General features: G+C 60.2%; 22 protein-coding genes. 9 read left to right on the forward strand and 13 right to left on the reverse strand.

From position 1 onward, the window contains the following. Window positions 1-31: 31 nt before the first annotated feature. The 12 genes from DYL61_RS18740 to DYL61_RS18795 all read right to left on the reverse strand — a co-directional run bounded on the left by DYL61_RS18740 (window position 32) and on the right by DYL61_RS18795 (window position 11,983). Entirely contained in the window at window positions 32-2,428 is a 2,397-nt protein-coding gene (locus DYL61_RS18740) for a TonB-dependent siderophore receptor (RefSeq protein WP_135309545.1), read from the reverse strand. 97 nt (window positions 2,429-2,525) lie between these two features. Continuing rightward, window positions 2,526-3,479, reverse strand: coding sequence for a FecR family protein (locus DYL61_RS18745; protein ID WP_193559448.1), 954 nt, complete (start codon window positions 3,477-3,479; stop codon window positions 2,526-2,528). 29 nt (window positions 3,480-3,508) lie between these two features. Continuing rightward, a complete protein-coding gene (locus DYL61_RS18750) occupies window positions 3,509-4,009 on the reverse strand; it encodes a sigma-70 family RNA polymerase sigma factor (RefSeq protein ID WP_135309546.1) in 501 nt (166 codons plus the stop codon). Between the two features lie 77 nt (window positions 4,010-4,086). Beyond that, window positions 4,087-4,725 (reverse strand): CGNR zinc finger domain-containing protein, encoded by a 639-nt coding sequence (locus DYL61_RS18755; protein WP_135309547.1) that lies wholly within the window; start codon window positions 4,723-4,725, stop codon window positions 4,087-4,089. Window positions 4,726-4,820: 95 nt separating this feature from the next. Then, entirely contained in the window at window positions 4,821-5,435 is a 615-nt protein-coding gene (cysC, locus tag DYL61_RS18760; RefSeq protein ID WP_135309548.1) for an adenylyl-sulfate kinase, read from the reverse strand. Further along, window positions 5,432-6,661, reverse strand: a complete 1,230-nt coding sequence (locus tag DYL61_RS18765) for an MFS transporter (RefSeq protein WP_135309549.1) — start codon at window positions 6,659-6,661, stop codon at window positions 5,432-5,434. Before DYL61_RS18765 ends, cysC begins: the two co-directional genes overlap by 4 nt. Window positions 6,662-6,669: 8 nt before the next feature. Then, the gene (locus DYL61_RS18770; protein WP_135309550.1) at window positions 6,670-7,440 is read right to left on the reverse strand and encodes a class I SAM-dependent methyltransferase; all 771 of its coding nucleotides are present in this window, start codon (window positions 7,438-7,440) and stop codon (window positions 6,670-6,672) included. A gap of 7 nt (window positions 7,441-7,447) precedes the next feature. Then, window positions 7,448-8,584 (reverse strand): Rossmann-fold NAD(P)-binding domain-containing protein, encoded by a 1,137-nt coding sequence (locus DYL61_RS18775; RefSeq protein ID WP_135309551.1) that lies wholly within the window; start codon window positions 8,582-8,584, stop codon window positions 7,448-7,450. Next, complete coding sequence (locus tag DYL61_RS18780) at window positions 8,581-9,306, reverse strand: SDR family NAD(P)-dependent oxidoreductase (protein ID WP_135309552.1); 726 nt, start codon at window positions 9,304-9,306, stop codon at window positions 8,581-8,583. Before DYL61_RS18780 ends, DYL61_RS18775 begins: the two co-directional genes overlap by 4 nt. A gap of 10 nt (window positions 9,307-9,316) precedes the next feature. After that, a complete protein-coding gene (locus DYL61_RS18785; protein ID WP_135309553.1) occupies window positions 9,317-10,045 on the reverse strand; it encodes a sulfotransferase-like domain-containing protein in 729 nt (242 codons plus the stop codon). Beyond that, complete coding sequence (locus DYL61_RS18790) at window positions 10,042-11,265, reverse strand: transaldolase family protein (protein WP_135309554.1); 1,224 nt, start codon at window positions 11,263-11,265, stop codon at window positions 10,042-10,044. Before DYL61_RS18790 ends, DYL61_RS18785 begins: the two co-directional genes overlap by 4 nt. Window positions 11,266-11,290: 25 nt before the next feature. After that, entirely contained in the window at window positions 11,291-11,983 is a 693-nt protein-coding gene (locus DYL61_RS18795; protein ID WP_135309555.1) for an HAD family hydrolase, read from the reverse strand. 253 nt (window positions 11,984-12,236) lie between these two features. On the opposite strand from DYL61_RS18795, the gene DYL61_RS18800 reads away from it, so the two are divergent. From DYL61_RS18800 to DYL61_RS18820, 5 genes are all read left to right on the forward strand, one after another. Then, on the forward strand, window positions 12,237-13,037 hold the full coding sequence (locus DYL61_RS18800; RefSeq protein ID WP_135309556.1) for a glucose 1-dehydrogenase: 801 nt from the start codon (window positions 12,237-12,239) through the stop codon (window positions 13,035-13,037). Next, complete coding sequence (locus DYL61_RS18805) at window positions 13,030-14,856, forward strand: glycoside hydrolase family 15 protein (protein ID WP_135309557.1); 1,827 nt, start codon at window positions 13,030-13,032, stop codon at window positions 14,854-14,856. Before DYL61_RS18800 ends, DYL61_RS18805 begins: the two co-directional genes overlap by 8 nt. A 169-nt stretch (window positions 14,857-15,025) precedes the next feature. Then, window positions 15,026-15,193, forward strand: coding sequence for a hypothetical protein (locus DYL61_RS31765; protein WP_338053107.1), 168 nt, complete (start codon window positions 15,026-15,028; stop codon window positions 15,191-15,193). Next, window positions 15,190-15,735 carry a GNAT family N-acetyltransferase gene (locus tag DYL61_RS18815; RefSeq protein WP_135309558.1) on the forward strand — a complete coding sequence of 182 codons (546 nt, stop codon included), beginning with the start codon at window positions 15,190-15,192 and terminating at the stop codon, window positions 15,733-15,735. The genes DYL61_RS31765 and DYL61_RS18815 overlap by 4 nt, the downstream gene beginning before the upstream one ends. Window positions 15,736-15,815: 80 nt before the next feature. Continuing rightward, complete coding sequence (locus DYL61_RS18820) at window positions 15,816-16,727, forward strand: alpha/beta fold hydrolase (protein ID WP_135309559.1); 912 nt, start codon at window positions 15,816-15,818, stop codon at window positions 16,725-16,727. On the opposite strand, the gene DYL61_RS18825 is transcribed toward DYL61_RS18820, so the two are convergent. After that, the gene (locus tag DYL61_RS18825) at window positions 16,661-17,665 is read right to left on the reverse strand and encodes a GlxA family transcriptional regulator (RefSeq protein WP_135309560.1); all 1,005 of its coding nucleotides are present in this window, start codon (window positions 17,663-17,665) and stop codon (window positions 16,661-16,663) included. The two genes, DYL61_RS18820 and DYL61_RS18825, sit on opposite strands and share 67 nt — an antisense overlap. Window positions 17,666-17,755: 90 nt before the next feature. Between DYL61_RS18825 and inhA the strand changes: the two genes are divergently transcribed. From inhA to DYL61_RS18850, 4 genes are all read left to right on the forward strand, one after another. Then, complete coding sequence (gene inhA, locus DYL61_RS18830; protein WP_135309561.1) at window positions 17,756-18,436, forward strand: isonitrile hydratase; 681 nt, start codon at window positions 17,756-17,758, stop codon at window positions 18,434-18,436. Window positions 18,437-19,420: 984 nt separating this feature from the next. After that, window positions 19,421-19,633, forward strand: coding sequence for a DUF6124 family protein (locus tag DYL61_RS18840; RefSeq protein WP_135309562.1), 213 nt, complete (start codon window positions 19,421-19,423; stop codon window positions 19,631-19,633). Between the two features lie 520 nt (window positions 19,634-20,153). Continuing rightward, a complete protein-coding gene (locus tag DYL61_RS18845) occupies window positions 20,154-21,593 on the forward strand; it encodes an undecaprenyl-phosphate glucose phosphotransferase (protein WP_135309563.1) in 1,440 nt (479 codons plus the stop codon). Next, entirely contained in the window at window positions 21,593-23,053 is a 1,461-nt protein-coding gene (locus DYL61_RS18850) for a mannose-1-phosphate guanylyltransferase/mannose-6-phosphate isomerase (protein WP_135309564.1), read from the forward strand. Before DYL61_RS18845 ends, DYL61_RS18850 begins: the two co-directional genes overlap by 1 nt. Window position 23,054 lies beyond the last annotated feature (1 nt).

Genomic DNA, 23,054 nt, shown 5'->3' on the forward strand with positions numbered 1-23,054 from the left:
TGCGCTGCGACTTTTCCTTGCCCGCTGCCGATCAGAACCCGACGCTGGCCTGTACGAAGAAGGTACGTGGCTCGCCCAGGTACAACCCGGCGTTGTTGTCGCTGGAACGCGTGTAGTGCTGCTGGTCGAAGACGTTTTTCACGCCCACCCCCAGTTTCAGGTTGGACAGCTGCGCGCCGAAGTCATAACCGCTGCGCACGTTGACCGACACATAGCCTGGGATATCGCCGTAGCGGCCATCGGCGGTGCCTTCGGTGATGTAGGTGGTGCCAGTACCCGGCGCGCGTTGGCCAGACTGGGCGTACACGTCCAGGTTGTGGGTCCAGTGGTTGACGTCGTAGCGCAGACCCAGGGTTGCCACTTCACGGGAATACAACGGCAGGTCACGGCCCTTGAAGGCTACGTCACCTTCAGAAGTGGCCTTGGTGTAGGTAAAGCCGGCGTTGGCGGTCAGGCCGTCGAGGCGTGGGTCCAGGTTCGACAGGTCGTAGTGGGCCGACGCTTCGATCCCCTCGTGCTTGGTGGCACCGAGGTTGGTCCAGCCCACCGCGTTGCTCACATATTGCAGCTCGTCCGAGAAGTCGATGTAGAAGAACGTCAGCTCACCGCCCCACACCGCGTCGTTGTAGCGCGTGCCCACTTCGTAGGTCTTGGCTTTTTCCGGTTGCAGGCCGTTGGCGGTCTGGTCGCCCGTGCCGCCCTGGCCGAGCTGGAAGTATTGCAGGCTGCCGAACGAGGTCTCGTAGTTGGCGAACAGCTTCCACGCGTCCGAGAGGTGGTACATCACGCTCAAGGCCGGCAGCGGCTCGTTGTTGTGCACTTCACGCCGTTTTTCCGTGGTGCGAGGGCCGCTCAGCGGGATGACCGGACGGTCGTGCCACTCGGTGCGGATCTGCTCGAAACGGATACCGGGAGTGACAGTCCACTTGCCAATATCGATCTTGTCATCGATGTAGAACGAGTTCGCCTCGGTGCCGCCGGTACGGTCCTGGTAGACGTGACCATCACTGCGCCCGCCAGGGGTCGGCACGTTGTTCGTCAGCAACAGGCTGGTCGCCTGCTCGTGCATGCCCTCTTTGAGGTAGCGATAACCGACGCTGACTTCCTGGGTGCTGGAGCCCAGGTCAAACACATGGGACACCCGTGGTTCGATGCCAAAGGTGTAGTAAGTGCGCGGATACGAGCCCAGGGTGAGCTGGTCGATATTGGCGATGTTGCTGCCACGGAAGCTGTCGGAATAGTAGGTCAGCACTTCGGCCTGGGTCCGGTCGTCGATCTGGCGGATGTACTTGAAAGACACATCCTTGCGCCGGCCGGTGAAATTGTCCCAGTCGCGTACCGACTGATAGGGGTTGGCGTCGAATTGCTTCTGGGTCAGGCCGCCGGGCATGTCGGCGCTGGCGTCGTAGTAGTGAAAGTTCAGCGAGAAATCGTCTTGATCCGTCGGCGCCCAGTGGGTCTTGAGGATCACGTCGTCGATATCGTTGGAGTTGTTGCTGTTGCGATAGCCGTTGCCATTGACCCCGGAGTACAGCAGCGCGACGCCGATGCCATTGTCCGCGGTGCCGCCGATGAAAGCGTTATCGATGTGCTTCCAGCCACCGTGGGCGGAGGTTTGCAGGGTGGTGCCGACTTCACCGGAGAATTTTTCGGGGATCGCACGGGTCACGAAGTTGATCACGCCGCCGACGTTTTGTGGCCCGTAGCGCACGGAGCCCGCGCCGCGCACGACGTCGATGCTGTCCAGGTTGCCGGAGGAAATCGGCGCCATCGACAGTTGGGGTTGGCCGTAGGGCGCGAACGCAGCGGGCACGCCATCGATCAATACGGTGGAGCGTGGCGACAGGCGCGACGTCAGGCCACGCACGCCGACGTTGAGGGAAATATCGCTGCCGCCAGTGCCGTTGGCTTCCTGCACTTGCACACCCGGAATGCGCCGCAGCACATCGCCGACGTTCATCGCGCCCTGCTCCACCATGGCTTCGCGGCGAACCACCGTCCGTGCGCCGGGATGGTTCTGCACCACTTCGGCGTTGGCGTCGCCAAGCCAGTCACCGACCACCTTGATGTCGGTGGCGCCCAGTTCCAGGGGCGAACCGGCTTCACCGCTGCCGCTGCTTTGCGGGCGCAGGGTCACGGAACCGGCGTCGATCTGGTAATCCAGACCACTGCCTTGCAGCAATTGGCGCAAGGCTTGTTCGGGGGACAGGTTGCCGTCGACCGCTGGCGCTTGCTTACCGGCGACCAGGTCGGGGCTGAAAAACACTTGCAGGGAAGTCTGTTGGCCCAGTTGGCTCAGCGCTGCGCCCAGGGGTTGGGCCTGGATATGAATACCGTCGGCTGCATAGGCGGCACTGCTGACCGCAAGCGCCAACGCCAATGGCGCCCAGCGGGAGATTTTATTGTTGTTAACGGCGAGTTTTTTCACGTCGAGCCTTGTCCTGTGATCGCAAGTGTATGCGGCTGTTAATGCAAACCAGTTGCAGTTGCTGAGGAAGACGAAGAACTCGGAAAAAACCTGAATCTCAGCGCGAAATAATTTCCTGGCTGCCATCGGGCAAGGTGCGCAAGGCCACCGGCAGGATGTGTGGCAAGGCCTTGAGCAAGGCGTCGGTGTCGTTGGCCTTGAACACGCTGGTCAACCGCAGGTTGGCCACCGCCGGCGTGCTGACCCGCAGCGGATGCTCGCGATAGCGCGACACGTCTCGCGCCACGTCCCCCAACAAGGCGTTGTTGAACACCAGCTTGCCGCTGCGCCAGGCCGTCAGTTCTTCGGCATTCACTGCGTAGGAGGCTGCCACCACGCCTTGGTTATCGACATGGGTTCCCAAACCCGCCGTCAGGGTCACCCCTTGATCAGGTGAACGACCTTGCACCTTCACGGTGCCGGCCTCGACCGCCACGCGGGTCTGGTCGTCATCACGGCGCACATCGAAACGCGTACCGGTGACCGTCACCTGCCCTGCCCCGGCGGCGACCACAAAGGGTCGGCCAGTGTCGTGTTCGACGCTGAACATCGCCTCGCCCTGCTTGAGTTCCACACCGCGCCGGCCCTTTTCGAAATGCACCGCGACCACGCTGCGGCTGTTGAGGTCCATCACCGAGCCGTCCGGCAAGGCTACCTGGCGATGCTCACCCAGGCGCGTACTGAACTCGGCGCTGTAGGGTTGCGGATGATCGAGCGCAGTGAACAGGCCCAGTCCCAAGGCAATCGCAACCACACTGGCGGCCACCGCGTAACGCAACATGGTACGCCGTTTGGGGCGTTCCACCGGGTTGTCGCACAGCGCCTGCAAGCGCGCCTTGGGCAGCAAATCAGTGGCGCTCCACAAGCCTTGCAGCACCTCGAATTCGTATTGGTGTTGAGGCTGTTCATTACGCCATGCGTCGAACTGCACGCGCTCGGCGGCGCTCAGCTCGCCGTCTTGCAGGCGGGCAAACCATTGCGCGGCTTCGTCGCGTACACGGCTATCCATCATGGAAGGTCCTGTTTCAAAGCGGGCATGGGTCATGGGGCCGTCACGTCCAGGCGGTCACGCAGATGCCGCAGGGTGCGGATCATATACTTTTCCACCATGTTCTTGGACAAGCCCAGGCGGTCGGCGATTTCCTGCTGGGTCAGGCCCTCGATCTTCTGCCAGATAAAGATCTTGCGGCAGTTGAGCGGCAGTTCGGCCAGGGCGTGCTCGATGGAGTCCGCCAATTGGATCGCGTGCATGAAATGCTCCGGGTCGCCGCAGGTGGGTGCGCTCTGCTCGAACGCTTGCAACGCCATGGCTTCGCGGCGGTCTTCGCGTCGATAGGCGTCCACGGCAATATTACGTGCGGTCTGGTGCAGGTAGGCGCGGGGCTGTTCCACTTGGGCGGACTTGGCCTCAAGCACCCGTACAAAGGTGTCATGGGCCAGGTCTTCGGCTTGCTGACGGCTTCTCAGGCGGCGCGTCCAGGTGCGGATCAACTCTTCGTAGTGCTCGAAAAAGCCTGTTCTGCGGGGCGGCTGAGGGATCATCGCGGGAGCACTGGGGAGGCGGGACGTGAATAATAATGTTTCTTATTAAGTGGAGCAATGACTCCCCGTCGGCCCTGTTACTGTGCCGCTTGCCGCAGGCGGCTCAATTTCTCGCGGCTGCCGCAGACGCTCATCTGGCACCATTTGCGCTGCTTGTTCTTGGAGATGTCCAGGAAGACCCAATCGCAATCCGTACAGCCGCAACTGCGCAGCGCCTTAAGCTCGCCCCTGGTCAACAAGTGCGTGGCGTCGATGGCCAGGCGCCCCAGCATCAGGGCGGTCAATTCCTGTGCAGAGGCACAATGTTTCCAGTCCCAGGCCGGTAGCCCGTCCACCGAACGCAGCACTCGCCAGGTCACGCCCTGCTGAAAAGCCAGGTTGATCTGCTGCAAGTCTTCATCGGCGGCGGCTTGCTGCAACGACAGCTTGTAAAACACCCGGTACAGGCATTCCCGGAATGCAATGACGGCGTCGAGGTTGGGCTGGTAGGAAATCGGCGTCTCAAACACCATGGGTTTATAGGCATCGAATTCCTCGGCGCAAATAACCGACGCATGCAGTGCCCATTCAAAGAAGAACTGGAAACTGGTGAGCCGCTCTTCCATGACCTTGAGCAAGGTGCCCGGACGGCGGCCATTGTTGGTATTGATAAAGTCCAACGCCCGGGCCCCGCCAATCAAGCGGATCGACTTTGCAGTACCCGTGAAATGTGTCATGCGTACTCCTGGAAAACTGGGGGTCCTGCGATGGCGCAGATTACCTTGTTTCCAGGGGTTGCAAATACCGCCATGGCTCCCGCAAAGACCAACGGCTACGTGGGCGCGTCTCCCCGTGCGACCCAATCAAGAATGGCTGCCACCGACTGGTCGACGGACAACACCTGGGTATTCACGTGCACTTCGGGAAACACCGGCACCTCGTAGAGGGAATCAATGCCGGTAAAGTGCTTGATCAAGCCCGACCGGGCCTTCTTGTACAGGCCCTTGGGGTCGCGCTGCTCGGCGGTTTCCAGCGGCGCATCGACATGCACTTCCACGAACGATCCGTTGCCGATGATGGAGCGTGCGTAATGCCGGCTCGCCGACGAAGGCGAGATCAGCGCGACGATCACCACCAACCCGGTCTCCAGCATCAGGCGCGCCACTTCCGCGACCCGGCGGATATTTTCATCGCGGTCAGCGTCGCTGAACCCCAGGTCCCGGCACAGCCCGCCGCGCACCGAGTCACCGTCGAGGATGCAGGTCGAGCGGCCTTGTGCCTGCAAGGCAACGTCCAACGCATCCGCGATGGTTGACTTGCCGGACGCGGAAATACCGGTCATCCAGATCACCAGGGGTTTCTGATGTATTCGCGCCTGCGCGATATGCGCATGACGGTACGCAAACGCATGCAGGTTCTGGCTTGGACGCTCTGGAACATAACTCATGACCGCTCACCCTCCGCTGCTGAAACCGCTTGTTTGCCCAACATGAACACCATCACACACTGCACAAACAGCAACACTGCGACCACCCAATACACCGTGGCGAACGACCCCGTTGCGTCCTTGGAAAACCCACCCAGAAAGTTGCCGCACACCCCGCCCAAACCAATCAACACATTGGCAATGCCAAAGGCCTGGGTCAGTCGGCTGACCGGCACGATCTGCCCGATGTAGCTGGGGACAAGCCCGAAGATCGGGTAGAACGCCAGGGCAAACAAAAACGCCGCCAGGTAGAACAACGGCAGGCTGTTGAAGCTGAACACCAGGGTCGCCGCCAACCCCGCGCTCAAAAAACACATCGCCAATGACGCGCGCGCGCCAACCTTGTCGGCGATCCACCCCACCAGGAAACCGGAGGCCATGCCCACCGCGCCGATTGTGGTCCAGATAAACCCGGTGTCCTGCACCGACACGCCCAGTTCATCGCGCAGAAAAGGCGCCAGGTAAGTCTGGAACGGCAACAACGCCATGCCATTGAGAAACGCGATGGCCCAGGTCAGGTACAGCGAACGGCTCAGCCAGGGGGCATGGCTGTCGGGCGGTGCAGCGCGTGCGCCGGGCGCCCCGTGGCCTTCGCCCGCCGCCCTGTTGCGCAACAGAAACCACGCAACCCAGCACAACACCAGCGAGATCAGGCCGGCGGTGAGCCAGATCGAGCGCCAGCCACCGTGCAACGTCAGGAATGACACCAGCAAGCCGTTGATAAACACGCCGTAGCTGGTGCCGCTGGAAATCAACCCCATGACCCGCGAGCGATTACCCGGGCTAAAGGCCTTGGTCACGATCTCCGCCAGCGGGATATACACCGACGCCGAGCAGCCGCCGAGCAAAATCAGCAGCGCCCCGGACAGCCAGATGTTGTCGCTGACACTCAACCCCAGCAACGCCAATGAGGTGATTACCGTGGACACCAGGCTGATCTTCCAGCCATCGAAGAAACGGCTGATATAGCTGGTGACCGAGGAAAACAGCAAAAACCCGATCTGTGCCCCGCCGGTAATCACCCCCACCGTGGTGTAGTCGAAACCGATGTCGCGGCGCATGTCCACCACCAGGTTGGCGAACAGGTAAACGCCAAAGCCATAGGTGCTGGCCACGAAACCGGTCAACACCACCGCCAGCATCACACTGTCCAGGGTGCGCGGGTTGCTCTGTACCCAAGTGCTCATGCTCCCCCCTACACGGCGCGCGCAGTGTGGATGACAAAGTCGCAATTCATCATGTCGTAGTTGCGCTGGAAGTCGCCGTAGCTTTCATGCAGTGCAAACCCGGAGGCCAGCACTTCGGTGGCCAGTTCCCCCGGCAATAGGGGGTAGACCTTGAGCCGGAACTGTTCTGCGTCGTTAAAGGTGTAGATGAACTCGCACAGCTGTTGATCGACCTGGCCCAGGGTGACCGACGCGTTGGTGCCGCAGTAGTAGTAATGACCGCTGGCCTTGAAGTTACCGGCGCGAATGGCGAAGAAGTTGCGCTGATCGACAATCAGCAAGCCGCCCGGCTTGAGCAACGCGCGAAACTTTTCCAGCACGTTAAGGCGATCATGGGCCGCGAACACATGGCATAACGAACTGCCCAGGCACACCACGGCATCGAACTGCCCCAGGTCCTGAGGGTCGAGTGACAGCCAGTCGCGGTAATGGGATTGGATCTGCAGGCCATGCTCACGAAAGTTTGCACGGGCCTTGGTCAACATGGTGCTGCTGCCATCGGTGGCCACCACGTCAAACCCCGCCTGCTTGAGCTGCACCGCATGAAAGCCACTGCCCGTCGACACATCGATCACTGATTGCACGCCATGCTCGCGCAGCAGCTTTTCAAAGAAGCCACCCTCCCCGGCCTTGCGTTTTTCCCAGTCGATCAACTCGTCCCAACGCTCGACGAAATCCGCCGAATACTGCGTGGAGTAACTCGCTACGTCGTTGTGTTTGCGCCCCGATGCTTGATTCATCACACACCTACCACGTTGAATTTTTGAAGGACAGGTACTTGCTCGCCAACTCGCGGGCAAAGTCGGCGGACTGCTCGATGGACATCGTGTGCTTGGCGTAACCCAGCAAGGTCTGCATCACCGCCATGCAGTGGGGGTTGAACGTGACGGAGCCATCGCAATGGATCTCGTCGATGCCATCCTGGCTTTGGCAGATGGTGTTGATACGCACCGCTTCGTCCTGCGGGCAGGCCTGGGAAAACTGCACGTCGATCTTTCCGTCGTGCAGCCAGACCGGATAGCCCCCCGGCAGGCCGAGCGGCCCCGGCGCATGCACCAACACCGGCGTCGGCGAACACAGCCCTTCGATCACCGTCACCGCCGAACACGCGGTGAGGAACTGCCCATCGACGCCACCCAGGCGACGGAACTCGGTCTGCACCGTGGAGAAAATCGCCTCAGCCGGCAGGCGCGTCACCTCCGGCCGGTCGCGCACCTCGTACAACAAGCGAAAACTGGCACGGGGCGGCAAGCCGCCGCGCGGCACGTAGTGACTGAAATAGTGCTGGGCATACAGCCGCACCTGCACATCACAGGGGTCGCATTCCAGCAACCGGGCGATGGAGAACCGCACCGCCGGAACCAGGTTGGCCACATTGCCCACGCCGATATCCGGGGCCAGCCCGACCCTGGACAAAATCGGGTTGACCGCATCGGGGAAGGCCGCGTTGACGGTCTTGACGCTGATCCCCGAAGCCTTCACCGCTTGCATCAGGTAGTGCATCAATGTCAGGTGCATCGGCAGCCACGGGCCGAACTGCGCCTGGTCGAGTTGTTCGAACGTCAGTTTGGGCAGGCCGGTGATCACTCGCCAGGATTGCAACGAGGCGCAATTGACCAGGATGTCCGGCGCTTCTTCGCGCAACAACCGCGTGACCTTGTCGATTTGCGTGAGGTCGGCGATTACTGGCTTGATCGAGATGAACTGCCCCAACTGCGCACAGGACAGCGCCACCAGATTGCACAGGCGCACGGTCGTTTCTTCATTGCGCCCCAACACCACAAACTCGAACCCATTCTTCGGCCCAAGGATCTTGAGGATTTGCAGGCACAGGTTGCCGGCGCCCACCAGCAGCAGTTTTTTCTTGCGCATGACCTGGCTCACCGTGGGTAGGCTCCGTTGTCCACCGGAATGACCCGGCCGGTGATATGGCGCATGGCATCGCCGACGAGCAGCAGGATCACCTCGGCGACCGCGCTGGGCAGGATCGGGTCCTTGAGGATTTCCTGGCGGGCGTACTCATCACGCCGATACGTGGGGATGGTGTCGTAGATGGCGGTGTCGTGGATCAGCGCCGGGGACACGGCGTTCACCCGCACAAATGGCGCGAAGTTCCAGGCGTTGGCCTTGGTGAGGCCGATCACGGCGGCCTTGGTCGCACCGTAGAGGGCGTCACAGCTGCCCACCTCGCCCGCCACCGAGGCGATATTGACGATGCTGCGCGGGGCTTCGTGCTGCATTTCCCGCTCGGCGAAGTCCTTGGACAGGTACACCAGCGCCTTGAGGTTCACGTTGAGGATCTCGTCCACTTGCGCATCGGAATAGGCGTAGACACTTTTACCGTGGTAAATCCCGGCGTTATTGACCAGCCCATAGATAGTCGAATGACGCTCATACAACGCCGGGATAAAACCCTTGATCACGGTATTATCCGCAAAGTCGACAACATGGGTTTCCAGTACCTCTGCGCCATATTCTTTTTGCAGCGCGCTCAGCCCGTCGGCGTCTTTATCGGCGGCAATGACGAAGTAACCGTCTTCAATGGCTTTTATCAACGTGGCGCGGCCAATGCCGTTGGCGGCGCCGGTAATAATCAACGTGTTCATAGCGCAGTCCTTATTGGCAAAATTCATTCATGCGGGCGTAAAACGTCCGATGGTATTCGTACATTTCCCTTAACTTCGGATAGCGATCAAAGGCGCCCATATCAACACTCTGCTTTTCCGGCATAACGATTCGCTCGCTGTTCTCCGCCGCCACGTGCCAACTTCTCCAGGTTTTCCATTGCGCTGGGCATTCCCGTTGCCAACTCATGGCGTGGGGCAAGAATTCAATCTGCAAGTAGTCACATAACTTACGAATTACCGGTTCCGGATTGGCCGCCAAGTCATCGGCGTTAATCACATAAGGCACTTTCCCGGTGAGTTTGGTGACCACACAGAATATGTCGTACAGCGCCTTATGCCCGATCGCGTGCAGCGGCATATCGGGGTGTATCCGATGATGGGAAATAATGCTGCTGGCCGGCTCGCGAATAATGAATATGTTGTCCTGTTGGGCCAGGAAACCCACATCCACTGTTAATTCATCCAGGCAGTGGTAGCACATGTCTTTATGAAACACATGGCGGCGTTCCTTTGCCTGGATAAGTTGCGCTTTAATCCCTTCATAGGTTGTCGGCAAACTGTGGTCCCACTCGTCCGAAGGAATCGCCGAGTCCGCCGAAAACGCCATATGGGCGAAGGGTTCGTGAAACACCTCAAAATCACCCCGCTCGATAAACACCCGCTCCAAAACCGTGGAACGGGAGCGCGGGTGCGCCCAGAGCCCGACCATCTTGTTCATGCCAGCACCCCGTATTCGGCGGCCAGGATGGCCGTGAGCGAGCGCTTGAACGGCTTCGCCGGTGGGCAGAGGCGCACGCAATAATCGGCAAGGCGGCGGTGGGCGCTGTTGGCTTCGTTGCAGGCGTTGATAAACGCCTCATGGTTGCCGAAGTCGTACGCGTCGATGCTGTCGAGAAAATACGCGTCGCAGAAGTACGCAATGCGCAGCAGTTTGGCGAAGGTGCCCGGCGGCGGTTGCAGCGGCTCACTGGCCGGCACCACCGGTTTGCCGCGGCTTTCGCGCTCGACCAGAAACTCCACCACGTCCGGCGTAAGCGTGTAGCAGGTGGTGCTCAGCCCGGTTTTTTCCAGGTGCCAACAGTGCTTGTTGCCTTGCGCGTCGACATCGACCTTGATGCTCGACAGCAACGTTTTGACCGGCACCCTGGACGCCGTTACCAGCGCCTGGATCTGCTCGTAGATCAGTAGCTCGGCCCAGCGCAGTTCCTCTGGATCCAGCGCCAGCCCGCGCTCTGTGGCCTGCAAGGTGAACTCGGGCTGGCAGGCAAAGCGCCCGATCATAAAGGTGATGACGTATTTGCAGTGGCCCGTGTCGACACCCTGGCTGCGCGCAGTTGCCAGGCCCCGCTCGATGGCCTGAATACCGGCCTGGAATTGCGACACGGTGAAACAGAAGGTGATATTGACCGAGCCACCCTGGGCCACCAGGCACTCCACAGTCGCCAGCCCTTCCTGGCTACCCGGTACTTTCACCATCACATTCGGCGCCAGCCGATGCAGCGCCAACCCGCGCGCCGTCATGCGTTCAGCGCAGCGCACATCCACCGGATCGACCTGGGCTGAAAGCCAGCCCTCGGCCTGGGCCGACTGCACCCACAGCGGCTGCAGGACGGCGGCGCCTTCGACAATCACTTCGTTGTACAACTGCTTGTGCAATTGCTGGGGCGTAAGACTGGCCAGGTTGAAACGCGACGACCAATACTCGCGCTTGTCGAGAATCGCCGCCGTCACCAGGCGCGGGTTGGTGGTCACGCTGCTAAAGCCACTGTGCAAAGCGAAAACATCCGGCATCAGTTGCTCGATATAAGCGATGGCCGCCGGGTACTTATCCCGCAAATAGTGTTTAAACGGTGCGTAGACGACGGGCGATGAATCCCACCACACTTCCGAAGACGGGTCATTACGCTTAAGCCGTTCGATGTAACCGAGTGTGCTCACAACGCCTCCTGTCCTGAGTAACGCATCAATGAATAAGGGTCAATAACTCACGCATATCGGCAAATGGTAACGCCCCGGCTTCGGCCAACTTGGCATGACGCTCCACCGGACCAAAACCCAATACTTTTATATTCGCGGCCACCGCCGCTTGAATACCGGCAACACTGTCTTCAATGACGAGGGCGTCGCACACATCAACGTTGTAAGCCTGGCACGCGGTTAAAAACACCAGGGGATCGGGTTTCCAGCGGCCCAACTCATAACAACTGAATATTCGCCCGTCGAAATAAGGTAATAACCCGGTCAAGCGCAAACAGTGCTCGATCTTATTGCGTGGCGCACTGGACGCCACGCAGTACGGGACCGCCAAACTTTGCAACACCTCAATAATTCCATCCGTTGCTTTCAAGTGCTGCGTCAGCGCATGCAGCGCGTGTTGCCTGAAATCCTGTTCGAACTGAGCGTGCAACTGGATACCCAGTAACTGTTCAGCTTCACGCAAACACTCGACCACTTTGCGCCCACGAAAATGCTCGATGTAATACGGTATATCCAGTCTTGCCGTGTCAGGCACATACACGTTAAGCAGGGCAATCAATACAGACAGGGTAATTTCTTCGCTTTGGACCAATACGCCATCGCAATCGAAAATAACTAACTTAGGCAAAACAGCTGCCGCCTGTTCTGGTAGTTCCCCTATAGCTGCCGATTGAGACATGGGCATCTCTTATAGGTGACTCCGCGATAACTTCCGAACTACCAACGGAGCGGGTTGAGGTGTGCCTATAAGACACGCGACAAAAAACCCTGTCAAACGCTTTTGAGCGGTTTTTTAGTATCTTATGGTTATTTTTTATTCTTCTGTTATTCCATTTTTCACCATGGTTGTAGTCGCTAAAATCACCCGTGTGAACTTCCCTTGCCCACCATCAGTCAGCTGCTTGAACTCACGAATTCAAGGTCGGTGAGCAATGCATATTTCGTTGGAACACCAAGTGGCGTTGGTAACAGGTGCCAGTTCCGGCATCGGTGCCGGCGCGGCCAAGGCGTTGGCGCAGGCCGGGGCGGCAGTGGTGTTGAACTACAACGCCCAGGCGGCGCCTGCCGAGGCCCTCGCAGCCCAGATCAAGGCCGACGGCGGTCGCGCCATTGCGATTGGCGCAGATGTATCTAAAGAAGCCGATGTAGAACGCCTGTTCGCCCAGACCCTCGACGCGTTTGGCCACCTGGACATCCTGGTCGCCAACTCCGGCCTGCAAAAAGACGCCAACCTGGTGGACATGACCCTCGACGACTGGAACACGGTGATCGGCGTCAACCTGACAGGCCAATTTCTCTGTGCCCGTGCGGCGGTGCGTCAGTTTAATCGCCAGGGCGTGCGGGACGGGGTGTCACGGGCGGCGGGAAAAATCATCCATATGAGTTCGGTGCACCAGCTCATCCCCTGGGCCGGGCATGCGAACTACGCTGCATCCAAAGGCGGCGTAGAGATGCTGATGCGCACCCTCGCCCAGGAAGTCAGCGAAAAACGCATCCGTATCAACGGCATTGCGCCGGGGGCGATTCGCACGGCCATCAACCGCGCTGCCACCGAAGGTGCAGCGCTGGAAGAACTGTTGAAGCTGATCCCCTACGGCCGCGTGGGCGATGTGGAAGACGTGGCCAACGCCGTGGTGTGGCTGGCCAGCGATGCCTCCGACTATGTGGTCGGCAGCACCTTGTTTATTGATGGCGGCATGAGCCTGTATCCGGAGTTTCGTGGCAATGGTTGATTTAAAACACGAGAAACAAAGTGCCATTGATGCCCACGGCATCATCGGCGATATGCGCACAGCCGCACTGGTGAACGATAAAGGCAGCATCGATTTTTTCTGCTGGCCGGAGTTCGACAGCCCCTCGATCTTCTGTTCGTTGCTGGACACCCCCGATGCCGGGATTTTCCAACTCACCCCCGACCTCCCCAACGCCCGCCGCGAGCAGATCTACCTGCCCGACACCAACGTGCTGCAAACCCGTTGGCTCAGCGATGAAGCCGTGGTGGAAATCACCGACCTGCTCACCATCAGCGAGGAGATCGATGACCTGCCCTTGCTGATTCGCCGGGTAAAAGTCGTCAGCGGCAGGGCTGACTTCCACCTGCGTTGTGTGGTCCGGCATGACTACGCCCGCACGCCGACGCACGCGGCACTCGACAACGGCACGGTGTGTTTTACCGCCAAAGACCAACCCGGCCTGCGCCTGTCCGGCAGCCATGCGCTGCACGTCAAGGAAGACGCTGCGCTGGCCCGCTTTACGTTGGTTCAAGAAGAAAGCGCCGAGTTCGTCCTCGGCGGTCAGGATGACGAGCGCGTCGACAACGGCTGCACCGACCTGGCGCTGGCTCACACCTTGAAGTTCTGGCGCGGCTGGATCGCGCAGTCCAATTACCGTGGGCGCTGGCGCGAAATGGTCAACCGCTCGGCCTTGGCCCTGAAGCTGCTGACCTCACGCAAACACGGCGCAATCATCGCCGCCGCCACCTTCGGCCTGCCGGAAACACCCGGCGGCGAACGCAACTGGGATTACCGCTACACCTGGATCCGCGATGCCTCGTTCACCGTCTACGCCTTTATGCGCCTGGGCTTTATCGAAGAAGCCAATGCCTATATGCGCTGGCTCAAGGGTCGGGTCAGCGACTGTTGCGGGCAGCCGACCAAGATCAACATCCTCTACGGCATCGATGGGCGCCAGGAATTGCCGGAGGATGAACTCAACCACTTCACCGGCCATGGCGGCGCGAAGCCGGTGCGCATCGGCAACGAGGCGTTCGACCAGATCCAATTGGATATCTATGGCGAGTTGATGGATGCGGTTTATTTGGTCAACAAGTACGGCGAAGCCATCTCCCACGAGGGCTGGAAACACACCGTCGAAGTGGCCGATCAGGTCTGTGAAATCTGGAACACCCAAGACGTCGGTATCTGGGAAATGCGCGGCGAGCAACATCACTTCCTGCACTCGCGGCTGATGTGCTGGGTGGCGCTGGACCGCGCGATCCGCCTGGCGTCCAAACGCTCGCTGCCAGCGCCATTCGCGCGCTGGGACCAGACTCGCCAAGCGATCTACGCCGATATCTGGAGCAATTTCTGGAACGAAGAACGCGGCCACTTTGTGCAGCACACCGGCAGCACCGCGCTCGACGGTTCGATGCTATTGATGCCGCTGGTACGCTTCGTCGCCGCCACCGACCCGCGCTGGCTGTCGACATTGGAAGCCATCCAGAAAAGCCTGGTGCGCGATGGCATGGTCTACCGTTACCGCAACGACGACAGCCAGATCGACGGCCTGCAAGGCACCGAAGGCGCGTTCGCGGCGTGTTCGTTCTGGTACGTGGAGTGTTTGGCCCGCGCCGGGCACGTGGAGAAGGCGCACCTGGAGTTCGAACAGCTGCTGCGTTATGCCAACCCGCTGGGGTTGTATGCCGAAGAATTTGATAACCAGGCTCGGCATTTGGGTAATACGCCCCAGGCGTTGAGCCACTTGGCGCTGATCAGCGCGGCGACGTTTCTGGACCGGAAGCTGAGTGGGGAGAAGACGACGTGGCAGCCCTGAAGCAACGTAATGCAACCCGTGGCGAGGGAGCTTGCTCCCGCTGGAGTGCGCAGCGCTCCCGTTTTTCTGGGGCTACTTCGTAGCCCAGCGGGAGCAAGCTCCCTCGCCACAGGGAATCAGTTGACTTTAACTGAACAGTGTTAGCCCCCCGACCGCCGGCTGAAATTCCATGCGCAAAGTACTCCTGATCATCGATGTGCAATCGTCCTTCAATCTTCTCCAGTGGCTGACCGACGGTATCAACACTCTGCTCGCCCGCCAGGGAGTAGATTTGTGGCGGCATCACTTTGGCAAGGTGATTGCTCGCGATGATGTCCTCCCAACAATCGCGTCATGACGGCCTTTCCCACGCTGCATACCCAGCGCCTGTACCTGCGGGAATTAGTGGCAAGCGACGCCCCGGCAGTCTTCGCCATCCACAGTGATGCAGACAGCATGCGCTGGTTCGGTGCCGACCCGATGATCGACCTCGCCCAGGCCCAGGCCTTGATCGAAACCTTTGCCCACTGGCGCACCCAATCAAACCCCGGCACACGCTGGGGGATTGAACTTGAAGGTGAGCTGGTGGGTAGTTGTGGGCTGTTCAAGTGGAACCGTGGGTGGAACAGCTGCGCACTGGCCTTTGAACTGGCGCCAGGTGCGCGGGGCAAGGGGTTGATGGGCGAGGCGTTGCGGGGCATGCTCGATTGGGGCATCGCGTATATGCACCTGCATCGCGTAGAAGCGCTGGTGCACCCGCACAACAACGCATCACTGAGGTTATTGGAACGTCTTGGATTCAAATTTGAGGGGACATTGCGTGAGGCTGGCTGCTGGGGTGGTCAGCGCCATGATTTGAAGGTGTTGGGGTTGTTGGGGCGGGAGTGGACAAACAAGTAATCCCACTGCCACATATCCCCATCTCCTCAGAGCAATCGGCTAGAGTTTCAACACCTCTGGCCAGCCGGTAATCGCCCACCATGACCCCCACCCCACTGCTCTACGTGCGCACCAGCATGCTCGACGTGGCGTATGAAGCCCACGGCCCCCTCGGTGGTGCGCCGGTCATTCTGCTGCACGGCTTTCCCTATGACCCACGCGGCTACGATGCAATCGCCCCGGTGTTGGCCGAACGCGGCTACCGGGTATTGGTGCCCTACCTGCGCGGTTACGGCCCGACGCGTTTTATCAGCGCGCACGTGATGCGCTCCGGGCAGCAGGCGGCGTTGGCCAAGGACTTGCTGGATTTCATGGATGCGCTGTCGATTCCACAAGCAACCTTGGTCGGGTATGACTGGGGCGGACGCGCTGCGTGTATCGTCGCGGCACTGTGGCCAGAGCGGGTGCGTGGTTTGGTGACCGGGGATGGCTACAACATCCAGGACATCGCCAAATCGCTCACGCCGAGAGCGCCTTTGACCGAACATCGCTTGTGGTATCAGTACTACTTTCATACCCAGCGAGGGGTGGACGGTTTGACGGCCAATCGCCGTGAGCTGTGTGAACTGTTGTGGTCGCTGTGGTCGCCGTCCTGGGCCGAAGGGCCTGACCTGTACGGGCAGACAGCGCCGTCGTTTGATAACCCGGATTTCGTCGAGGTGGTGATTCACTCCTATCGCCACCGTTTTATGTACGCGCCGGGTGATCCGGCACTGGAAAGCATCGAGCAGGCGCTTGCGCTGCAACCGGTGATTGCGGTGCCGAGTATTTCGCTTTGCGGCGCAGATGATGGGGTGGGCCCGCCGTCCGAAGAGGACGAAGACGTTGAGCATTTCAGCGGCTTCTATCGGCGCCAGGTGTTGCCCGGCGTTGGTCACAATATTCCTCAGGAAGCACCGCAAGCGACCTTGGATGCGCTGTTGGAATTACTGGGCGAGAAGCGCTCGCGGTAGGCCTGCGGCGTGACGGCCAAGGCTTTTGTAAAACTGCGGCGCAGGGTTTCTTCGCTGCCAAATCCGCACTGCATGGCGATGCGTTTGATCGATGCATTGCTGTCGGCCAACTGCCGACGCGCCGTTTCGACACGAATCAATTCCACTGCGCGCGCCGGGGTCTGGCCGGTCTCGGTGCGGTAATGCCGTACAAAACTGCGCTCGCTCATGCCGGCTTGGGCGGCCAGGGTCGAGATGTTCAAGTCCAGCGTGAGATTTTCGGCGATCCAGGCATGGAGTTCGGCGAAGCGGCTGTCGCCCTTTTGCAGGGATAAGGTCACGCTGAATTGCGATTGACCACCCGGACGTTTGAGGAACACCACTAGGTGCCGCGCCACTTCCAGGGCCACGGCGCTGCCGAGGTCCTCTTCCACCAGGGCCAGGCACAGGTCGATGCCGGCGGTGACGCCGGCGGAGGTCCAGACGCTGCCTTGCTGGATAAAGATCGGGTTGGCTTCCACCGTGAGTGACGGGAATTTGCGCGCCAGTTCTTCGCAGCGCGTCCAGTGGGTGGCCACGCGACGGCCGTCGAGCATACCGCTGGCGGCCAGCAGGAAGGCGCCAGTGCACACCGAGGTCATGCGCCGGGTATGCCGGGCTTTTTCGCGCACCCACTCCACCAATGCCGGGTCTTCGGCCGCGCCGTAGACGCCCCAGCCGCCAGCGATCACCAAGGTATCGCACGGCGTATCGGCAGCCGGCAGCGGCTCGGCCACCAGCGCCAGGCCGGCAGAGGTCATCACCGGTTCTTTTTGCGCAGCGATCACCGACACGGCGTACGGCAACGGTTCGCCGCGCTGGCGCGCCAGGTCATTGGTGGAAGCGAACACCTGCAACGGCCCGGTGACGTCGAGCACCTGGGCATTGTTGAACGCGAGAACGTGGACGATTTTCGGCATAGTTGGCGTGATCTGTGGGCTCAATGGCGTATTCGCCAAAGCCTAGGCCTCTACAGTGAAGCCGTCCACCCCTTTGACGGAGCGCTATTGATGACCTTGCAGATCGGCTTTGTATTGTTCCCTGGTATCCAGCAACTGGACCTGACCGGCCCCTATGACGTGCTGGGTTCGCTGCCGGACGTGAAGTTGCACCTGGTGTGGAAAGACCTCGAACCGATCACTTCCAGCACGGGCCTGGTGTTCACGCCGACCATGACCTATGCCGACTGCCCGCGCCTGGATGTGATCTGCGTGCCCGGCGGTTCCGGGGTCGGGGCGCTGATGGAAGACCCGCAGACGTTGGACTTTCTGAAGGTCCAGGCGCAGACCGCGCGGTATGTGACGTCGGTGTGCACCGGGTCGCTGGTGTTGGGCGCGGCGGGTTTGTTGCGCGGGCGCAAGGCGACGACGCACTGGGCGTACCACGACATGCTCGCGCCGCTGGGGGCGATACCGGTGCAAGCGCGTGTGGTGCGTGACGGTAATCTGCTGACCGGGGGTGGGATCACGGCCGGGATTGATTTTGCGCTGACGTTGGCGGCGGAGTTGTACAGCGAGGCGGCGGCGCAATTGGTGCAGTTGCAGATTGAGTATGCGCCGGCGCCGCCGTTTGAAGCGGGGAGTCCGGAGACGGCGCCGCGGCATGTGGTGGACGAGGCGCGTCAGCGGACCGTGGAGTCGCGCAGGACTCGCGGAGAGATTGTGGCGCGGGCGGCGGCGCGGTTGGGGTGACAGGTCAAGTTCACGGAGATCGCTCTGATGTACAGAGGCCAGATGTGGGAGGGGGCTTGCCCCCGATAGCGGTTTTTCGGTGTACATATCCGTTATTTGGGTAACGGCTGGTATCGGTTCCGCCCTTACGGCGGGTCACTTTTGGATGGAGCCCAAAAGTAACCAAAAGGCTCTTGCCCCACCACTCGGTGCCTCGCTCAGGCTCGGCATGCCCTCACTCCGGCTTGAATCCGTGGGCCGCCGTCATGGGCCATCCTTGGCCCAGGACGGCTAACCCGGCGTCCTGCCGGGTTACCCACGGATTCAAGCCTGCGTTCGGCCAGCGTGGTTTAACGGGGCGCCTAAGATCAAAATCAAGATCAAAAGCCAGAGCCAGAGCCAGAGCCAGAGCCAGAGCCAGAGCAAACCACTATCTACCTGATGTATGAGAGGCAAATGTGGGAGGGGGCTTGCCCCCGATTACGGTGTGTCAGCTAAAAATTAGTTAACTGACACTCCCTCATCGGGGGCAAGCCCCCTCCCACATTTGACCTGTGTACGGCCCACCGACCCGGTCGGCTCTAAGGCCGCCGCGCCCTTGCTTTTGATCTGCAATCGCCCCGTCAAACACGCTGGCCGTAATTCGGCATGGATTTGGGGGGTAAACCGGCAGGACGCCGGTTTAGCCGCCCCACAAAGCCCCCTTGCTCCATTGCCTACAGCTACGTCAGAATTCTCCGGCTTGTGCATCTGGGTGGCCGTCTCTTAAGGTTCTGCGGTCACTGAATCCTCAGTGATCGGGTTTAGTAGCCCGAGGTTAATCAGTTCGCAAGTGCATAAAAATCGTCGATCAAACGTCCTGTTTGTGCTCGATGGTGGCTGTGCGCAGGGCGTCTTCGGGCGCGCCGGTTTTGAATTGATTCCCCGGTCTACTAACCTGCGTACAGCCGCCACCCTATCGTTTAGTAGCGGTGCAGGTGGCGGCCCAAGCAAGGAATCAATTCTATGACCCTGTTCACCGTAACCCCCAACACCCCCACCGAAACCCTCATCATCAACAGCTACGAAACCTTCTCCTGCGTCAGCACCCTCCTGCTCGACCTGTCCGAAATGCTCGACGGCAAACACCGCGACATCGCCCTGGCCATTCACCAGTTGAGCGAATTGGGCGTAATGCTGGTCAGCCATGCCCTGGATCACGAAGCGCCTCAAATTTAACGCGACAACCCAGACCGTTTCCGCACTGCGGTGTGGGAACGGTCATGTTTCAGGCAACTTTCAGCACTATTTATTCCCCGCAAACAAAACAACTTAGGCACCCCACCCGCCCCTATATACCGGGCACTTGATGTCATTTCACGCGAGCTTTTTGTCCCCATTTCCCACGTCACCTGGAAAAAGGTTTTACCTTTAAGCAGGAAAAATCCTGCATTTGTTCCTACACTCCAAACCACACCCCATAACCGAGTGTACGGACAAGGAACGTCAACAAAATGCCGCTAAAAAGACTGATTAACCTGTCTAGCATGCCGCCCCCGCACCACGGTCAATTTATTGACAAAGCAGATTAAGGGAACACTCCTTACAGCCACTACCCCCGCAAATTCCCTTGAGTGAGATAGGTAATTGCGTTTTACCCAGAGTAGCCGTAGTTCGACTTGCCCTCTTTAAAGCAGCCCATCGCTTTATTGAACGAACAGCCGATGTGTGAAGTCTGGAGTGCAATGAGGGATGTTTTATGCGAGAGAAGTCGTCCGTCGACAGCCTGTTTTTAACACGTGCCGGTTTTGTTGAGTTCTTTGTTGTTTTTGTTAAAACCATCCATGGCCTGACGGCCATTTTGCCGCCGCTGGTGCTGGTGTTCATCCTCGACCCGGTCGACCCCGAACTACGCCCTCATTTCGTCGGACTGCTGCTGTTTTTCGCGGTCCTGACCATCATTCTGTTCCAGGCCCTCGGCATCTACTCCGAAGAGCTGTTCAGCAACCGCCTGCGCCTCAAGGCCAAGATCAAGGCCTGGACGGCGGCGTTCTGCATCCTGCTGTTCATGTACCAGATCCTGCAAATGTTCCCGCAACTGACCCCGCACAACCTGGTGACCTGGTATGTCGTCAGCCTGGCGTTGTTTTGCCTGGAACGCCTGCTGATGCTGCGCCTGTATCGCAGCCTGATGCGCGGCGGGAAGTACTTGCAACGCACCGTGATCCTGGGCTTTACCGACACCGCCGTGCACGTCGCCGATCACTTGCAACGCAATGGCGATATCCGCTCCGGCCTGATCGGTTTTATCGACGACCGCACCGAGCGCATCCCCAAGGAGCTGAGCAACCTGCCCCTGCTGGGCAACACCCGCGACCTGGAAAAGCTGATCCGCGCCGAGCAGGTCAACCAAGTGATGATCTGCCTGCCGTGGGCCGCCGAGCAGCGTATTCATGGGCTGGTCAACCGCCTGCGGCAGCTGTCGGTGAACGTGATGCTGGTGCCGGACATGGCCGCCCTGCGCTACGGCCACAGCAAGATCACCGATGTGGGCGGCATCCTGATGTTCAACACCTCGCAATTGCCCCTGCGGGGCTGGTCGCCGGTGATCAAGCGCCTCGAGGATCTGGTGCTCGCCAGCCTGGCGTTGGTGGCGTTGTCGCCGGTGATGGTGGCGACGGCCATTGCGATCAAACTCGACTCCAAAGGCCCGGTGCTGTTCCGCCAGAACCGCTACGGCTACAACGACAACGAGATCCGCGTGTTCAAGTTCCGCTCGATGTTCACCGACCAGAGCGACTTCACCGCCGAACGCCAGACCACTCGCCAGGACCCGCGCATCACCCGCGTGGGCCGCATCATTCGCAAGACCAGCATCGACGAGCTGCCGCAGTTGTTCAACGTGCTGCTGGGCAATATGTCGATGGTCGGCCCGCGCCCGCACGCCACGGCGACCAAGGCCGCCGGCGTGCCGTTCGAAGTGGCGGTGAGCGAGTACAGTTCACGCCACCGCGTGAAGCCGGGCATCACCGGCTGGGCGCAAATCAATGGCTACCGCGGCGAGACCGACACCCTGTTCAAGATCCAGAAACGTGTCGAGTACGACCTGGAGTACATCTCCAAGTGGTCGGTGTGGTTTGACTTGTACATCGTCTTCATGACGGTTCCGGCCGTCCTGTCCACCAAGGAGGTCTATTGATGAATACCCTCAACGGATTGATTCCCTGCATCATTTCCGGTGGTTCGGGCACGCGGTTGTGGCCGGTGTCCCGGCAGAACATGCCCAAGCCGTTCATGCGCATGCGCGACGGCCAGAGCCTGCTGCAAAAGACCTTCCAGCGCGCGGCCAAACTGCCCGGCGTCGAAAGCGTGTTGACGGTGACCAACCGCGACTTGCTGTTTCGCACCCTGGATGACTACCGCAGCGTGAACAAGGCGCACCTGCCCCTGGACCTGCTGCTTGAACCGTTCGGGCGCAACACCGCAGCGGCCATTGCCGTGGCGGCGTTGCATGTGCAGGAGCATTTCGGCGATCAGGCGCAGTTGCTGGTGATGCCCGCCGACCACCTGATCCTCAATGAAGTGGCGTTCGCCGCCGCCGTGACCCAGGCCCGTGACCTGGCCGAAGCAGGCTACCTGGTGACCTTCGGCATCCAGCCCGACCACCCGGAAACCGGCTTTGGCTACATCGAACAAGGCGAAGCCCTGGACACCGGTTACCGGGTCAAGCGCTTTGTCGAGAAACCCGACCTGGCCACCGCCCAAGGCTACCTCGACGGCGGCAAGCACCTGTGGAACGCCGGCATGTTCTGCTTCAAGGCCAGCACCCTGGTGGACGAACTCGCCGCCCACGCGCCGGACGTGTTGCAAGCCGCCCGCGCCGCTTTGGAACACAGCCAAAGCCTGCAAAACAAAACCTCGCGCCAGCGTGAACTGGAGGCGGACGCCTTCGGCAGTGCGCCGGATATTTCCATCGACGTGGCGCTGATGGAAAAGTCCAAGCAAGTCGCCGTGGTGCCTTGCGACATCGGCTGGAGCGATATCGGTTCGTGGGAAGCCCTGCGCCAGCTCACCCCCAGCGACGCCCATGGCAACCAGGTCAACGGCGAAGCGATCCTGCATGATGTGCACGACTGCTACATCGATTCGCCCAAGCGCGTACTCGGCGCGGTGGGCGTGCGCGACCTGATCATCGTCGACACCCCCGACGCCCTGCTGATCGCCGACGCCCACCGCAGCCAGGATGTGCGCTACATCGTTGCCGAACTCAAGCGCCAGAACCATCCGGCGTACAGCCTGCACCGCACCGTCACCCGGCCGTGGGGCACCTACACGGTGTTGGAGGAAAGCAGTCGCTTCAAGATCAAGCGCATCGTGGTCAAGCCCCAGGCCTCGCTGTCGTTGCAGATGCACCACCACCGCAGCGAACACTGGGTGGTGGTCAGCGGCGCGGCGCAGATCACCAATGGCGAGCGCGAATTCTTGATCAATGCCAACGAGTCCACCTATATCCCCGCCGGGCACAAACACCGTCTGACCAACCCCGGCATCATCGACCTGGTGATGATCGAGGTGCAGAGCGGCGAGTACCTGGGTGAAGACGACATTGTGCGCTTCGATGACATCTACGGCCGCGCCCCCGCCGAGGTGAAAAAATGAC

This window comes from Pseudomonas nabeulensis, from assembly GCF_004682045.1.
Classification (GTDB): domain Bacteria; phylum Pseudomonadota; class Gammaproteobacteria; order Pseudomonadales; family Pseudomonadaceae; genus Aquipseudomonas; species Aquipseudomonas nabeulensis.

Excerpts from the sequence above, each read along its gene's own strand:
- DYL61_RS18795 (WP_135309555.1), bottom strand. The coding sequence starts at position 11,983 with ATGTCTCAATCGGCAGCTATAGGGGAACTACCAGAACAGGCGGCAGCT.
- DYL61_RS18815 (WP_135309558.1), top strand. The coding sequence starts at position 15,190 with ATGACGGCCTTTCCCACGCTGCATACCCAGCGCCTGTACCTGCGGGAA.
- DYL61_RS18805 (WP_135309557.1), top strand. The coding sequence starts at position 13,030 with ATGGTTGATTTAAAACACGAGAAACAAAGTGCCATTGATGCCCACGGC.
- DYL61_RS18820 (WP_135309559.1), top strand. The coding sequence starts at position 15,816 with ATGACCCCCACCCCACTGCTCTACGTGCGCACCAGCATGCTCGACGTG.
- DYL61_RS31765 (WP_338053107.1), top strand. The coding sequence starts at position 15,026 with ATGCGCAAAGTACTCCTGATCATCGATGTGCAATCGTCCTTCAATCTT.
- DYL61_RS18825 (WP_135309560.1), bottom strand. The coding sequence starts at position 17,665 with ATGCCGAAAATCGTCCACGTTCTCGCGTTCAACAATGCCCAGGTGCTC.
- DYL61_RS18765 (WP_135309549.1), bottom strand. The coding sequence starts at position 6,661 with ATGAGCACTTGGGTACAGAGCAACCCGCGCACCCTGGACAGTGTGATG.
- cysC (WP_135309548.1), bottom strand. The coding sequence starts at position 5,435 with ATGAGTTATGTTCCAGAGCGTCCAAGCCAGAACCTGCATGCGTTTGCG.
- DYL61_RS18780 (WP_135309552.1), bottom strand. The coding sequence starts at position 9,306 with ATGAACACGTTGATTATTACCGGCGCCGCCAACGGCATTGGCCGCGCC.
- DYL61_RS18800 (WP_135309556.1), top strand. The coding sequence starts at position 12,237 with ATGCATATTTCGTTGGAACACCAAGTGGCGTTGGTAACAGGTGCCAGT.
- DYL61_RS18750 (WP_135309546.1), bottom strand. The coding sequence starts at position 4,009 with ATGATCCCTCAGCCGCCCCGCAGAACAGGCTTTTTCGAGCACTACGAA.
- DYL61_RS18850 (WP_135309564.1), top strand. The coding sequence starts at position 21,593 with ATGAATACCCTCAACGGATTGATTCCCTGCATCATTTCCGGTGGTTCG.
- inhA (WP_135309561.1), top strand. The coding sequence starts at position 17,756 with ATGACCTTGCAGATCGGCTTTGTATTGTTCCCTGGTATCCAGCAACTG.
- DYL61_RS18845 (WP_135309563.1), top strand. The coding sequence starts at position 20,154 with ATGCGAGAGAAGTCGTCCGTCGACAGCCTGTTTTTAACACGTGCCGGT.
- DYL61_RS18745 (WP_193559448.1), bottom strand. The coding sequence starts at position 3,479 with ATGATGGATAGCCGTGTACGCGACGAAGCCGCGCAATGGTTTGCCCGC.
- DYL61_RS18755 (WP_135309547.1), bottom strand. The coding sequence starts at position 4,725 with ATGACACATTTCACGGGTACTGCAAAGTCGATCCGCTTGATTGGCGGG.
- DYL61_RS18785 (WP_135309553.1), bottom strand. The coding sequence starts at position 10,045 with ATGAACAAGATGGTCGGGCTCTGGGCGCACCCGCGCTCCCGTTCCACG.
- DYL61_RS18840 (WP_135309562.1), top strand. The coding sequence starts at position 19,421 with ATGACCCTGTTCACCGTAACCCCCAACACCCCCACCGAAACCCTCATC.
- DYL61_RS18770 (WP_135309550.1), bottom strand. The coding sequence starts at position 7,440 with ATGAATCAAGCATCGGGGCGCAAACACAACGACGTAGCGAGTTACTCC.